The 13,606-nt window shown below is 61.6% G+C and carries 11 protein-coding genes; 6 read left to right on the forward strand and 5 right to left on the reverse strand.

Annotated features, from left to right (window positions below; genetic code table 11):
* Positions 1 to 54: 54 nt before the first annotated feature.
* Entirely contained in the window at positions 55 to 549 is a 495-nt protein-coding gene (locus JET17_RS09610) for a DUF934 domain-containing protein (protein ID WP_012313779.1), read from the reverse strand.
* On the reverse strand, positions 533 to 2,185 hold the full coding sequence (locus tag JET17_RS09615) for a nitrite/sulfite reductase (RefSeq protein WP_012313780.1): 1,653 nt from the start codon (positions 2,183 to 2,185) through the stop codon (positions 533 to 535). The genes JET17_RS09610 and JET17_RS09615 overlap by 17 nt, the downstream gene beginning before the upstream one ends.
* Positions 2,186 to 2,400: 215 nt before the next feature.
* Here JET17_RS09615 and JET17_RS09620 point away from each other — a divergent pair, with 215 nt between their 5' ends.
* Complete coding sequence (locus JET17_RS09620) at positions 2,401 to 3,477, forward strand: ABC transporter substrate-binding protein (RefSeq protein ID WP_012313781.1); 1,077 nt, start codon at positions 2,401 to 2,403, stop codon at positions 3,475 to 3,477.
* A gap of 266 nt (positions 3,478 to 3,743) precedes the next feature.
* Here JET17_RS09620 and JET17_RS09625 read toward each other — a convergent pair whose 3' ends face one another.
* The gene (locus tag JET17_RS09625) at positions 3,744 to 3,962 is read right to left on the reverse strand and encodes a DUF2970 domain-containing protein (protein ID WP_012313783.1); all 219 of its coding nucleotides are present in this window, start codon (positions 3,960 to 3,962) and stop codon (positions 3,744 to 3,746) included.
* A gap of 77 nt (positions 3,963 to 4,039) precedes the next feature.
* Entirely contained in the window at positions 4,040 to 7,747 is a 3,708-nt protein-coding gene (gene metH / locus JET17_RS09630) for a methionine synthase (RefSeq protein ID WP_012313784.1), read from the reverse strand.
* A gap of 169 nt (positions 7,748 to 7,916) precedes the next feature.
* On the opposite strand from metH, the gene JET17_RS09635 reads away from it, so the two are divergent.
* The 5 genes from JET17_RS09635 to JET17_RS09655 all read left to right on the forward strand — a co-directional run bounded on the left by JET17_RS09635 (position 7,917) and on the right by JET17_RS09655 (position 13,317).
* A complete protein-coding gene (locus tag JET17_RS09635; RefSeq protein ID WP_012313785.1) occupies positions 7,917 to 10,217 on the forward strand; it encodes a fatty acid cis/trans isomerase in 2,301 nt (766 codons plus the stop codon).
* A gap of 112 nt (positions 10,218 to 10,329) precedes the next feature.
* Complete coding sequence (locus JET17_RS09640) at positions 10,330 to 11,364, forward strand: acyltransferase family protein (RefSeq protein ID WP_012313786.1); 1,035 nt, start codon at positions 10,330 to 10,332, stop codon at positions 11,362 to 11,364.
* A 58-nt stretch (positions 11,365 to 11,422) separates the two neighbouring features.
* Entirely contained in the window at positions 11,423 to 12,007 is a 585-nt protein-coding gene (gene nfuA, locus JET17_RS09645) for a Fe-S biogenesis protein NfuA (protein WP_012313787.1), read from the forward strand.
* 213 nt (positions 12,008 to 12,220) lie between these two features.
* Positions 12,221 to 12,829 (forward strand): SCO family protein, encoded by a 609-nt coding sequence (locus JET17_RS09650; protein WP_012313788.1) that lies wholly within the window; start codon positions 12,221 to 12,223, stop codon positions 12,827 to 12,829.
* The gene (locus JET17_RS09655; protein WP_012313789.1) at positions 12,829 to 13,317 is read left to right on the forward strand and encodes a copper chaperone PCu(A)C; all 489 of its coding nucleotides are present in this window, start codon (positions 12,829 to 12,831) and stop codon (positions 13,315 to 13,317) included. Before JET17_RS09650 ends, JET17_RS09655 begins: the two co-directional genes overlap by 1 nt.
* A gap of 33 nt (positions 13,318 to 13,350) precedes the next feature.
* Here JET17_RS09655 and JET17_RS09660 read toward each other — a convergent pair whose 3' ends face one another.
* Positions 13,351 to 13,578: a hypothetical protein gene (locus JET17_RS09660; protein ID WP_012313790.1), complete on the reverse strand. Its 228-nt coding sequence runs from the start codon at positions 13,576 to 13,578 to the stop codon at positions 13,351 to 13,353.
* Positions 13,579 to 13,606: the final 28 nt, after the last annotated feature.

The following is a 13,606-nucleotide window of genomic DNA, read 5'->3' on the forward strand; positions in this document are numbered from 1 at the left end:
TGGTTATAGAAGCAGAGGCATGGCCACCGTGCGGTGGACCATGCCGGGAGACGATCAACGGCGGCGGAACAGCGGCAGCGGCTCGTCGGTGGCGGCCTGATAGGTCACCGAGAAGTCCTTCAACCCTTGCAGGGCATCTTCCGGGTCCTTGTCGGCACGGACGGCGAAGGCATCGAAGCCGCAGCGTGCCAGGTAGAACAGCTGGTCACGCAGTACGTCGCCGATGGCGCGCAGCTCGCCCTTGAACTGGTAGCGGTCACGCAGCAGGCGCGCATTGGAGTAGTTGCGCCCATCGGTGAAGGCCGGGAAGTTCAGGGCGATGACCTGAAAGTGCTGCACGTCATCACCGATCTCTTCCGCTTGTTCATCGCTGTCCAGCCACACGCCCAGGCCACCGTCGCGAGCCTTGAGCATGTGGGCATGGTCACGCCACAGTTGCAGCGGGACGATGTAGTCGTCGCAGTTGGTCAGCTCGTCGATCGTGGTTTCCTTGGGCAGCAGGTGCCAGGTTTCGTCGACGATCTGGTTGTTCTTAATGATTCGCTGCATAGACGCGTTCCTTGAAGGGGTCGATGCCGATACGCTGATAGGTGTCGATGAAACGCTCTTCCTCGGTACGTTGTTCCACGTACACGGCGATCAGCTTCTCGATCACGTCGGCCATGTCATCCTGGGCGAAGGACGGGCCGAGGATCTTGCCCAGGCTTGCGTCGCGCGCGGCGTTGCCGCCCAGGGACACCTGGTAGAACTCCTCGCCCTTCTTGTCCACGCCGAGGATGCCGATGTGGCCGACGTGGTGGTGGCCGCAGGCGTTCATGCAGCCGGAGATGTTCAGGTCGATCTCGCCGATGTCGAACAGGTAATCCAGGTCGTCGAAGCGGCGCTGGATGGATTCGGCGATCGGGATCGACTTGGCGTTGGCCAGCGAGCAGTAGTCACCGCCAGGGCAGCAGATGATGTCGGTCAGCAGGCCGATGTTCGGCGTGGCGAAACCACCTTCGCGCAGCTCCATCCACAGGGCGTGCAGCTGACGCTGCTCGACGTCGGCGAGGATGATGTTCTGCTCGTGCGAGGTGCGCAGGAAGCCAAAGCTGTAGCGCTCTGACAGGTCTGCCACGGCGTCCAGCTGCTTGTCGGTCAGGTCGCCCGGGGCAACGCCGGTGGGCTTGAGCGACAGGGTCACGGCCACGTAGCCAGGGCGCTTGTGGGCGCGGGTGTTGCGCGAGCGCCAGCGGGCGAAGCCAGGGTATTCGGCGTCCTGGGCGCTGTAGTCAACGTTGTCCAGGGCCAGGTAGTCCGGATCGACGAAGTGGCGCGAAACACGCTGTACTTCTTCTTCGGTCAGGGTGGTGCTGCCGCCACGCAGGTGGGCCATTTCGGCCTCGACCTTCTCGGCGAACACTTCCGGGGTCAGGGCCTTGACCAGGATCTTGATCCGCGCCTTGTACTTGTTGTCACGACGGCCGTAACGGTTGTACACACGCAGGATGGCGTCCAGATAGCTGATCAGGTCTTGCCACGGCAGGAATTCGTTGATGAACGAACCGACCACCGGAGTACGGCCCAGGCCGCCACCGACCAGCACGCGGAAGCCCAGCTCACCGGCAGCGTTGCGCACCGGCTCCAGGCCGATGTCGTGCACTTCGATGGCCGCGCGGTCTTCCTTCGAGCCGTTGATCGCGATCTTGAACTTGCGCGGCAGGTAGGCGAATTCCGGGTGGAAGGTGGTCCACTGGCGGACGATCTCGCACCAGGGGCGCGGGTCGATGATTTCGTCTGCGGCAACACCGGCGAACTGATCGGTGGTGGTGTTGCGCAGGCAGTTGCCGCTGGTCTGGATCGCGTGCATCTGCACGGTGGCCAGTTCGGCAAGGATGTCCGGGATGTCTTCAAGTGCCGGCCAGTTGTACTGCACGTTCTGGCGGGTGGAAATGTGGGCATAGCCCTTGTCGTAATCGCGGGCGATCTTGGCCAGTGTGCGCACCTGGCGGGCGTTCAGCTGGCCGTAGGGCACGGCGACGCGCAGCATCGGGGCGAAACGCTGGATATAGAGGCCGTTCTGCAGGCGCAGAGGGCGGAATTCTTCTTCGCTCAGCTCACCGGCCAGGTAGCGGCGGGTCTGATCACGGAACTGCTTGACGCGGTCCTCGATGATCCGCTGATCGTACTCGTCGTATACGTACATAAAAGTCCTGTCTCAGGCTGCATGCAGCTATTCGCGCGCACGGCCGCGCACTCCGGTTCGGAGCGGGGAAACGATATCAGGTTGCGTTTATGCGCTAAAGTGATGTTTTTGCATATGAAAAGAACCAAACGAACTAAGTGAGATCGACTGGCATTTATCCGGCACTCACTGCCGCAGGTTTATACTCGCGGGTTTGTTGGTAAGGATGTAACCGCATGCTCAAGGCATTGTGCTACAGCTTGTGCCTGAGCCTGCCGCTGGCGGCCAGTGCTCAGGCCGCTTCGGTGGTGTTCCTCAACCCGGGCCTGCCCAGTGAGACGTTCTGGGCCAGTTACTCGCGTTTCATGCAGGCGGCCGCTGACGACTTGGGCATGACGCTGAAGGTGCAATACAGCGCGCGCAATGCCGAGCGCGCACTAAGCCAGGCGCGGGCTGTGCTCAAGGGGCCGCAGCGCCCGGAATACCTCGTGCTGGTCAACGAGCAATACGTTGCGCCGCAAATCATTCGCTTGTCGCAAGGTAGCGGGGTCAAGCTGTTACTGGTCAACAACGGGCTGACTGCCAGCCAGGCGAGCAGCATTCAAGCCCAGCCCGCAAAGTACGGCGCTTTGTTAGGGGCCTTGACGGCCAATGACGAGCAGGCCGGTTACCAGATGCTGCACCAGATGGTAGCTTTGCTACCGCGCAGTAACGAGCCGGTGGACCTGGTGGCTTTCGCCGGGCTCAAGACCACGCCCGCCTCGCAGTTGCGCGAACAAGGCATGCGTCGCGCCTTGGCCGATTTCCCTCAGGTGCGCCTGCGGCAGGTGGTTTACGGTGGCTGGAACCGCCAGCGCGCCTTTGAACAGGCGCAGCAGTTACTGCAGCGCTACCCGGATACCAAGCTGGTATGGTCGGCCAACGACGAAATGGCCTTTGGCGCCATGCGTGCGTTCGAGGCTGCGGGGCGCAAGCCTGGGCGGGATGTAGTGTTCAGCGCCGTCAATAGCTCCCCCGAGGCCTTGCGAGCGCGCATCGATGGGCGCCTGGGGGTGTTGATGGGTGGGCATTTCAGTCTCGGCGGCTGGGCCATGGTAATGCTCCATGACGATGCCTATGGTGTGGAGATCGCCCGGGACGGTAAACGCGACCATGTGATGCCGGTTTTGCAGTCGATCGATCCGCTCAAGGCAAAGCGCTGGCTCAAACTGGCGGAACAGGACGACTTTGGTGTCGACTTCCAGCGTTTCAGCGCCAGAGCGCGCCCGCCGGCTTACCGTTATCCCTTCCTGACGTCACCTGTCGACTACTGAAAAACCCTGCTTGAGAGAAGGGCATTGGTCGTCTTAACTGCTGGTTGTGAAGTGCATTCCCATAATCACTACAAGAGGCAATGCAATGGGAAATACAACCAAGGTCCGCAAAGCTGACAGTAGCGTCGATGCCTGGGCGATCCTCTGCCTTATCGTCCTGGTGGTGGTCACCGCCGTGTACTGGGTCAGCCACCAATAGCCTTAGCTCCACGCCGTGACGCAAACTGAGCCGCCCGCGCAAGGGAGTTGCGCGGGCGGGTTGCGTTTCAGTGTGCTGTCAGGTGCAGCGCCAGTTGTACCAGGCCGACCAGAATCAGAATGAACACCAAGGTGAATAGTGCGCCCAGTGCGATGAAGTGGCTGGCCTTGCCGTGGGTAAAGTCACGCGCGCGGTTTTTGCCGCTCTGCACACCCAGCGCGGCGGCGAGGATGCTGTGCAGCATCTGCCAGAAGGTAGGGGGTTTGCCTTGGCTGGAATCGTCCATGCTGGCTCCTTGGATATTCGGAGGCAATCAGGGACAGTGTAGATGGCAAATGGGGCCGCAAAGCGGCCCCATGAATGTCAGCTGTCGTAGCCCAGGTTAGGCGCCAGCCAGCGCTCGCTGACGCTCACATCCTGACCTTTGCGTGCGCTGTAGCTGTCTATCTGGTCCTTGTCGATCTTGCCCACGGCAAAGTACTGCGCCTGTGGGTGAGCAAAGTACCAACCGCTGACCGCAGCCGCGGGGAACATGGCAAAGTGTTCAGTGAGGAACACGCCGCTGGGGCCGGTTTCACCGATGGCTGTGCCATCGAGCAGGCGGAACAGCGTTTCTTTTTCGGTATGGTCCGGGCAGGCCGGGTAGCCTGGTGCAGGGCGGATGCCGCTGTACTGTTCCTTGATCAGTGCCTCGTTGTCCAGGTGTTCGTCGCGCGCATAACCCCAGTGCTCTTTACGCACCTGCTCGTGCAGCCACTCGGCGCATGCCTCGGCCAGGCGGTCGGCGAGGGCCTTGACCATGATCGAGTTGTAGTCGTCGCCCTTGTCCTGGTAAGCCTTTGCCACTTCCTCGGCACCAATGCCGGCGGTGGTGATGAAGCCCCCCACGTAGTCGGTGACGCCACTGTCTTTGGGCGCGACGAAGTCGGCCAGGGAGAGGTTCGGCTTGCCATCGGGCTTGATGGTCTGCTGGCGCAGGTGGTGCAAGGTGGCCAGGGGCTGACCGTTGTCGCCGTAGACCTGAATGTCGTCATCGGCAACCTGGTTGGCTGGCCAGAAGCCGAACACGGCGCGCGCACTGATCAGCTTCTCGTCGATCAGTTTGTCGAGCATCTCGCGGGCATCCTTGTACAGCGAGGTTGCCGCTTCACCCACCACTTCATCGGTGAGGATGCGTGGGAATTTGCCGGCCAGGTCCCAGGAAATGAAGAACGGCGTCCAGTCGATGTACTCGGCCAGGGTGCGCAGGTCGATGTTGTCCAGCACCTTGACGCCTGTGAAGGCAGGGACCGCCGGCTGATAAGCGGCCCAGTCGTATTTTGGCTTGGCCGCCACTGCCTGCGCGTAGCTCAGGCGCTCGGTGCGGGCACTGCGGTTGGCAGTGCGTTCACGCACTTCGATGTAGTCCAGGCGGGTTTTTTCAACGAAGCCGGGCTTGAGTTCCTTGGACAGCAACTGGGTGGCCACACCTACCGCGCGGGAGGCGTCGGTTACATAGATCACCGCATCGTTGCTGTACTTGGGCTCGATCTTGACTGCGGTATGGGCCTTGGACGTGGTGGCGCCGCCGATCATCAGCGGCAGCTCGAAGCCCTGGCGCTGCATTTCGCGGGCAACATGAACCATCTCGTCCAGCGACGGGGTGATCAGGCCGGACAAACCGATGATGTCGCACTTCTCGTCGCGGGCGGTCTGCAGGATCTTCTCTGCCGGTACCATCACGCCGAGGTCGACGATGTCATAGCCGTTGCAGCCCAGGACCACGCCGACAATGTTCTTGCCGATGTCGTGCACGTCGCCCTTGACCGTCGCCATGAGGATCTTGCCCTTGGCTTCGGGCTTGTCGCCTTTTTCGGCCTCGATGAACGGGATCAGGTGGGCCACGGCCTGCTTCATCACCCGCGCCGACTTGACCACCTGCGGCAGGAACATCTTGCCCGCGCCGAACAGGTCGCCAACCACGTTCATGCCGCTCATCAGCGGCCCTTCGATGACTTCGATCGGGCGCGCACATTGCTGGCGGCACTCCTCGGTGTCTTCGACGATGTGTGCGGTGATGCCTTTGACCAGCGCATGTTCCAGACGCTTGCCGACCGGCAGTGAGCGCCAGGCCTCGTTCTCGACTTCCTTGGTGGCACCCCCGCCTTTGTAATCATCGGCGATGGCCAGCAGCGCATCGGTACCTTCAGGGGTGCGGTTGAGCACCACGTCCTCGACCCGCTCGCGCAGCTCGGCCGGGATCTCGTCGTAGATCTCCAGCTGGCCGGCGTTGACGATACCCATCGTCAGGCCGTTGCGGATGGCGTGGAACAGGAATACCGAGTGGATCGCCTCGCGCACCGGGTTGTTGCCGCGGAACGAGAACGACACGTTGGACACGCCGCCCGAGCTCAGCGCATGTGGCAGGTGGTCACGGATGTAGGCGCAGGCCTCGATGAAGTCCACGGCATAGTTGTTGTGCTCTTCGATGCCGGTAGCGACGGCGAAGATGTTCGGGTCGAAAATGATGTCTTCCGGCGGGAAGCCGACTTCATTGACCAGAATGTCGTAGCTGCGCTGGCAGATTTCCTTCTTGCGGGCAGCGGTGTCGGCCTGGCCGACCTCGTCGAAGGCCATCACTACCACGGCCGCGCCGTAGCGTTTGCACAGGCGTGCGTGGTGCTTGAATTGCTCGACGCCTTCTTTCATGGAGATCGAGTTGACGATGCCCTTGCCCTGGATGCATTTGAGGCCCGCTTCGATCACTTCCCATTTCGACGAGTCGATCATGATCGGCACGCGAGAGATGTCCGGCTCGCCCGCAATCATGTTGAGGAAACGGACCATGGCTGCCTGGGAGTCGAGCATCCCTTCGTCCATGTTGATGTCGATTACCTGAGCACCGGCCTCTACCTGCTGCAGGGCGACCTCCAGCGCTTCGGTGTAATTCTCTTCGCGGATCAGCCGGGCGAACTTGGCGGAGCCGGTGATGTTGGTGCGCTCACCGACGTTGACGAACAGCGACTGGCGATCGATGGTGAACGGTTCCAGGCCCGACAGCCGGCAGGCCTTGGCGATCGTTGGAATCTGGCGCGGCTTGTATTTGGCCACTGCCTCGGCGATGGCCTGGATGTGCCCGGGCGTGGTACCGCAGCAACCGCCGATGATGTTGAGGAAACCACTGGCCGCGAACTCCTCGACCACTGCAGCCATCTCGGCCGGGGTTTCGTCGTACTCCCCGAAGGCGTTTGGCAGGCCGGCATTGGGGTGGGCGGAAACGTGGGTGTCGGCCTTGGTCGACAGCTCTTCAAGGTAAGGGCGCAGGTCCTTCGCCCCCAGCGCGCAGTTCAGGCCAACGGAAATCGGCTTGGCATGGCGTACCGAGTTCCAGAACGCTTCGGTGGTCTGGCCGGACAGGGTACGGCCCGAGGCATCGGTGATGGTGCCGGAGATCATGATCGGCAGTTCGATGCCGTCATCTTCGAACACCTGCTGCACGGCGAAGATCGCTGCCTTGGCGTTGAGCGTGTCGAAGATGGTCTCGATGAGGATCAGGTCGGCGCCACCCTCGATCAGGCCGCGGGTCGCCTCGATGTAGTTTTCCACCAGTTCGTCGAAGGTGACGTTGCGGTAGCCGGGGTCGTTGACGTCCGGGGAAATCGAGCAGGTTCGGCTGGTCGGGCCGAGCACGCCGGCAACGAAGCGTGGCTTGTCCGGCGTTTCCAGGGTCTTGGCGTCGGCAACCTGGCGGGCGATGCGCGCGCCCTGGACGTTCAGTTCGTAGACGAGCGACTCCATGCCGTAATCGGCCTGGGAAATCTGCGTGGCGTTGAAGGTGTTGGTTTCGAGAATGTCGGCGCCAGCGTCCAGGTACGCCTTCTCGATGGCAGCGATGACATCGGGGCGGCTAAGCAGCAGCAGGTCGTTGTTACCTTTTACATCGCTTGGCCAATCGGCGAAGCGCGTGCCACGATAGTCGTGTTCCTCGAGGCGGTAACTCTGGATCATAGTACCCATGCCGCCGTCGAGGATCAGAATGCGCTCATTGAGTGCGTGCTGGAGTGCTTGGAGACGAGCGCTGCGGTCGGACATAGGAACTACCTGGTCGGGCGAATATCAGAAGGTGCGGAATCATAACAAAGCTGCGCGGTTTTTAGGCGCATTGGCCATTTGCATGAATTTCGTTCATGTTGCGCCGTGAAGCACCCAAGGTCGACCAGGCAAACGTGATGGCTTTACTAGAACCCAGGACTTTCGGCACATGGTGCATCGTTTTCTTGTCGGCGCTTTCGCGCTGCTGCTCAGCAGCGTCGCGCTCGCACAAGCCCCCCAATCGAGCGCGGTAATTTCCTACACGCGGGATATTCAACCGATTTTCACCGAGAAGTGCGTGGCCTGCCACGCCTGCAACGACGCCGCCTGTCAGCTGAAGCTGGAGAGCCCAGAAGGCGCTGTGCGTGGTGCAACCAAGATACCGGTCTACCAGGGTGAAAGGAGCAAGGCAGTCCCGACCACGCGGCTTTTCTACGACGCGCACAGCGAAGAGCAGTGGCGCAAGAAGGGCTTCTATTCGGTGCTCGACGGCCAGGGCAGCCAGGCCGCATTGATGGCACGCATGCTGGAGCTGGGGCACAAGGCGCCGCTTACCCCCAACGCCAAGCTGCCTGACGATATCGTCTTGGGGCTTGAACGCAACAACATGTGCCCATTGCCCCATGAGTTCGATGCCTATGCCGGCGCTCACCCCAAAGAGGGGATGCCACTGGCGGTCACCGGCCTGACCGATAAGGAATACCAGACCCTGCAGGGTTGGCTGGCTGCAGGTGCGCCGGTCGAGTATGAGCCGATTCAACCAAGCGCGGCCGAGGCAAAACAGATCGCCGAATGGGAAGAACTGCTCAATCGCCCGGGGTCTACGGAGGCCTTGGTAGGGCGCTGGCTTTACGAGCACCTGTTTCTGGCGCACATCCATTTCGTCGGCGGCGAGCAGGGCCACTTCTTTCAGTGGGTACGTTCGCGCACGCCCAGCGGCCGGCCAGTCGATCTGATTGCCACGCGCCGCCCTAACGACCCGCCGGGCACCGACTTCTATTACCGATTGATTCCGGTGCAGGGTGTGATCGTGCATAAAACCCACATCACTTACCCGATGGGGCCGCAAAAGCTCAAGCGCGTGAAGCAGCTGTTCTATGCCGGTGACTGGCACGCCAGCGCGCTGCCGGGCTATGGGCCGCGCCACCGCGCCAACCCGTTCGAAACCTTCGAGGCGATCCCGGCGGTGGCGCGCTATCAGTTCATGCTGGATAACGCCGAGTACTTCGTACGTACCTTCATTCGCGGGCCGGTATGCCGTGGGCAGATCGCTACCGATGTGATTCGCGATAACTTCTGGGCGCTGTTCCAGGAGCCGGCGCACGACCGCTATGTCACCGATGCTGCGTACCGAGGCCAAGCCACACCGTTGCTCGCCATGCCGGGCCAGATCGATGACGTGGGCAGTGTGCTCAGCCTGTGGCATGCCTACCGTGACAAGCGCAACGAGTATGAAAAGTTGCGTCGTGAGGCCTACGCCGAAATGCCGGCGCCGGGCTGGTCGACCCTGTGGGCCGGCAACGACAATGCGCTGCTTAGCATCTTCCGCCACTTCGACAGCGCTGCGGTGACCAAGGGCCTGGTCGGCGATGTGCCACTGACTGTGTGGCTGTTCGACTACCCGCTGCTCGAACGTACCTATTACCAGCTGGCGGTCAATTTCGATGTATTCGGCAATGTCTCGCACCAGTTGCAGACGCGGCTGTACTTCGACCTGATCCGCAATGGTGCCGAGGTCAACTTCCTGCGCCTGATGCCAGCGGACCAGCGTGGCGCAATTCTCAGCGACTGGTACCAGAACAGTGGCAAGGTGAAGATGTGGCTCGACTATGAAGACATCGACAGCGACACGCCAAGCGGTATCAGGCTCGACCCCCGCGATCCCAAGCGCGACTTCGGTCTCAAGCTGCTGCAGCGCACCGGCAGCCTGAATGCAGCGCCTGATCCGATCAACCGATGCCAGGGCGCCTATTGCTCGCGGCCGCAGATGAATGAACAATTCCGTAACGTCGAGCAGTCGCTCAGCCGCCTGGTATCTCGCCCGGCCGCAGGCCTAAAGGTGATCAATCAATTACCCGAAGCCACAATGTTGCGCATCGAAGGGCAGGGCGGCCAGCGTCAGGTCTACAGCCTGCTGCGCAACCGTGCGCACAGCAATGTCGCGTTCCTGCTGGGCGAGGCTGCGCGCTACCAGCCGGGGCTCGATACCCTGACCTTGTACCCCGGGGTGCTCAGCAGTTACCCGAACTTCATCTTCAATATCCCGGCGGCGGATGTGCCGGAGTTCGTCGAAGACATGGAGTACGCGCGCGACGATGCCGCCAAGTTCGAGCGCATCGTCATGCGTTGGGGCGTGCGCCGCAGCCACCCGCAGTTCTGGCGTTACTTCCATGACCTGAACACCTTCATCAAGGAAACCCAGCCGTTGGAGGCCGGGGTGCTGGACATGAACCGCTACGAGAACCTCTGATCGGTTGCGCTGACCTTTCCGGCACACCTGCGGTCGGAGAGGTTGGGTGGTCCGGGGCTGCCAGGCAGCCCCACTGTGGCCTCAATGCACCAAGGCAATCGCAGGGTGATCCATGCTGTATTCGCTTCAGGCACTGCGGGCGTTCGCCGCCTGGGTGGTGGTCTGCCACCATTTCATGCAGATCTTTTTCGACTTCCATGCCACTGGCCCCGTTGGCCAGTTGCTCACTGACCGCGGCGCCGTGGGCGTCGACATCTTCTTCGTCATCAGCGGGCTGGTGATCTACCTTTCGACCCGAGACAAGCCCGTGGAGCCGCGTCGGTTCCTGCTCAACCGCGCGTTACGAATCATCCCTGCCTATTGGTTCTACACCGTGCTGATGGCGCTACTGCTACTGGCCTTCAGCCAATGGATGCCACACCAGGCATTCACCTGGCATCACCTGTTGCTGTCGATGCTGTTTATTCCGGCAGAGAACCCGGGTGGCTACGGCCTGTACCCGACCTTGAACGTGGGCTGGACGCTGAACTTCGAGATGTTCTTCTACCTGTTGTTTGGCCTGGCATTCCTTGTCCGGCAACGCCACCAGTTGTTGCTGGTGACCGCTGCGCTGGTGCTGGTCAGCGAAGTGCTGGGCCGCCTTGGCGTGCTCAGCCGCTTCTACAACAACGGCATCATCTACGAATTCTTGCTCGGTATCGGCATCGGTGTGCTGTACCGCCGCGGCCTGGTGCGCGAAGGGCTGTGGTTGCCGCTGGCGGTGCTGGGTGTGGCGTGCTACGCGATCTACCACCTGGACGCGTCCCAGCGCTTGTTGCATTGGGGCCTTCCCAGCGCACTGATAGTGTTGGCGTTTGTAGCACTTGAGCGGTACTTCCAGGGCAACCGGGTGCTCAAGGCATTGGGGGACTGCTCGTACTCGGTGTACCTGATCCACGTACTGGTACTGTACGCGGGCTGGTTCGCCAGCCAGCGCCTGCACTTGAATCCCTACCTGGTCTTTGCTCTGTGCGTGCCGTCCATTGGACTAATGTCGTGGTTCAGCTACCAGTGGCTGGAGCGGGGCCTGTACCGGCGGATGCAGGCGTGGCTGGCGGCACCGCGGGAGCAAACGCCGGCGTTTGCTCTTTCCCGAGTCAAATGCTAGGACTTTGTTCGAAGGCCAGGTTGGCGTACACTTGGCCGCAAGTCTGTGAGGAACTTCCATGAGCGCTATAACCATTACCGACGCCGCCCATGATTACCTGGCCGATCTGCTTTCCAAGCAGAACACGCCTGGCATCGGCATCCGCGTTTTCATCACCCAGCCGGGCACCCAGTACGCCGAAACCTGCATTGCCTACTGCAAGCCGGGCGAAGAAAAGCCTGACGACACCGCCGTGGGTCTGAAGAGCTTCACTGCCTACCTGGATGCCGTCAGCGTGCCGTTTCTGGAAGACGCGCTGGTCGACTACGCCACCGACCGCATGGGCGGCCAGCTGACCATCAAGGCGCCGAACGCCAAAGTGCCGATGGTCAACGAAGACAGCCCGATCAACGAGCGTATCAACTACTACCTGCAGACCGAGATCAACCCGGGTCTGGCCAGCCACGGTGGCCAGGTCAGCCTGGTGGATGTGGTCGACGACGGCATTGCCGTGTTGCAGTTCGGTGGCGGTTGCCAAGGCTGCGGTCAGGCAGACGTAACCCTGAAGGACGGCATCGAGCGGACCCTGCTCGAACGTATTCCAGAACTCAAGGGCGTGCGGGATGTGACTGACCACACCCAGAAAGAAAACGCGTACTACTGACCGGTAGTTCGGCGAACGGCTGGCCACAAGCTCTTAGCAACAAACTGTTACGGATTCAACCCCTGCGACAACAGGCCGCAGCCCGTGTTTAAAGGGCTGCAGGCCACCACCGCCTTGGTCGGGTAGAAGCGCTCGGGGTGTCATGCCAGAATGCCCGGGTTTTTCGGCCGGCCCGTCCCGAGGGTCGGCACCTTCCCTTTAAAGGATGGTTCCATGAATGATCTGTTGACCCGGCGCGCAGTCGTCGCCGGGATGGGCGTTCTCGGGCTCGGCCTGCTGGCAGGCTGCAATCCGGCCCGAGGGCTTGAGTTCAAGTACGGCAAGAACATGAGCAACGAAATCCTGGGGCGTAAGTTCCGTCTCAAGGATACCAAGGGCAATGACGTCACCCTGTCGAGCTTCTACGGCAGCATGCCGATGATCTTCTTCGGGTTCACCCAGTGCCCGGCAGTCTGCCCGACCACCCTGGCGCGAGCGGCGCAAATCCGCAAGCAGCTCCGGGGCCGCGACCGCGATCTGTTCCAGGTGGTGTTCATCACCCTGGACCCGGAGCGCGACACGCCCGAAGTGCTCGACGCCTACGTCAAGGCCTTCGACCCCTCGTTCATGGCCCTGACTGGCACCCCGGAGGAAATCGCCGAGGTGGCCAAGGAGTTCAAGGTGTTCTACGAGAAGGTCCCTGCCGGCGATACCTACACCATCTCTCATTCGTCCACCAGCTACGTCTACGATACGCGTGGCACCCTGCGCCTGAGCCTGGGCCATTCCCTGAACGCCAAGGAATGCGCCGAAGACCTGGTCACCCTGATGGAGATCTGCTAATGGCTGTTTCACTGCACCCGTTCAAGCGCGGCCTGGCCGCTATTGCCCTGCTGGGCCTGGCGCTGCCGGCTTTGGCCCAGACCACCGTCAGTGATGCCTGGGTACGCGCAAGCGTACCGCACCAGCAGTCCACCGGTGCGTTCATGACCCTGACTGCCAGCAGCGACAGCAAGCTGATTGGGGTAGCATCGCCTGTGGCCAAGACTGTGCAAGTGCATGAGATGACCATGAACGGTGATGTGATGGGCATGAAACAGGTCGAGGCCGTGCAGCTGCCAGCCGGCAAGCCGGTGAGCCTGGACCCCAATGGCTATCACGTGATGCTGATGGGCTTGACGCAGCAGGTGAAGGAGGGCGACAAAGTCCCGCTGACCCTGACTGTGGAAGATGCCAAGGGTGGCAAGGAAACCTTGGAAGTGCAGGCAGCGGTACGGGCGCTCAACGACGAGACGGGCGGTGGGCACGACCACATGCACATGAAGCACTGATTGATCCGGGGCCGCTAAGCGGCCCCACTTCATTCAGCTGCGAAAACGCGGCAGCGGCCTTTCCAGGGTCAGCGAGGTCAAGGTCTTGCGGACCTGGGCTTCGTCGGCCTCCAGGGCCTTGAGACTTGCACGGATCTTGCCAGCGGCGGGCACGTCACCCTGCCGGTCGATCCAGTCGGCGATCTCTTTGCAGGCACTGCTCAGGCAGGCCTGGCGCTGGTTCATCAACGATATGAGGGTGGTGAGCTCTCTTTCGGACATGGCAGGATCCTCCAATTCAGCCTTGTCA

It is taken from the genome of Pseudomonas putida (assembly GCF_016406145.1).
Classification (GTDB): Bacteria; Pseudomonadota; Gammaproteobacteria; order Pseudomonadales; family Pseudomonadaceae; genus Aquipseudomonas; species Aquipseudomonas putida_E.

Bases quoted from the DNA above. Each gene is read 5' to 3' on its own strand.
- JET17_RS09635 (WP_012313785.1), top strand. From the start codon at position 7,917: ATGGTGCATCGTTTTCTTGTCGGCGCTTTCGCGCTGCTGCTCAGCAGC.
- JET17_RS09615 (WP_012313780.1), bottom strand. From the start codon at position 2,185: ATGTACGTATACGACGAGTACGATCAGCGGATCATCGAGGACCGCGTC.
- JET17_RS09640 (WP_012313786.1), top strand. From the start codon at position 10,330: ATGCTGTATTCGCTTCAGGCACTGCGGGCGTTCGCCGCCTGGGTGGTG.
- JET17_RS09650 (WP_012313788.1), top strand. From the start codon at position 12,221: ATGAATGATCTGTTGACCCGGCGCGCAGTCGTCGCCGGGATGGGCGTT.
- JET17_RS09625 (WP_012313783.1), bottom strand. From the start codon at position 3,962: ATGGACGATTCCAGCCAAGGCAAACCCCCTACCTTCTGGCAGATGCTG.
- JET17_RS09620 (WP_012313781.1), top strand. From the start codon at position 2,401: ATGCTCAAGGCATTGTGCTACAGCTTGTGCCTGAGCCTGCCGCTGGCG.
- JET17_RS09655 (WP_012313789.1), top strand. From the start codon at position 12,829: ATGGCTGTTTCACTGCACCCGTTCAAGCGCGGCCTGGCCGCTATTGCC.
- nfuA (WP_012313787.1), top strand. From the start codon at position 11,423: ATGAGCGCTATAACCATTACCGACGCCGCCCATGATTACCTGGCCGAT.
- JET17_RS09660 (WP_012313790.1), bottom strand. From the start codon at position 13,578: ATGTCCGAAAGAGAGCTCACCACCCTCATATCGTTGATGAACCAGCGC.
- JET17_RS09610 (WP_012313779.1), bottom strand. From the start codon at position 549: ATGCAGCGAATCATTAAGAACAACCAGATCGTCGACGAAACCTGGCAC.
- metH (WP_012313784.1), bottom strand. From the start codon at position 7,747: ATGTCCGACCGCAGCGCTCGTCTCCAAGCACTCCAGCACGCACTCAAT.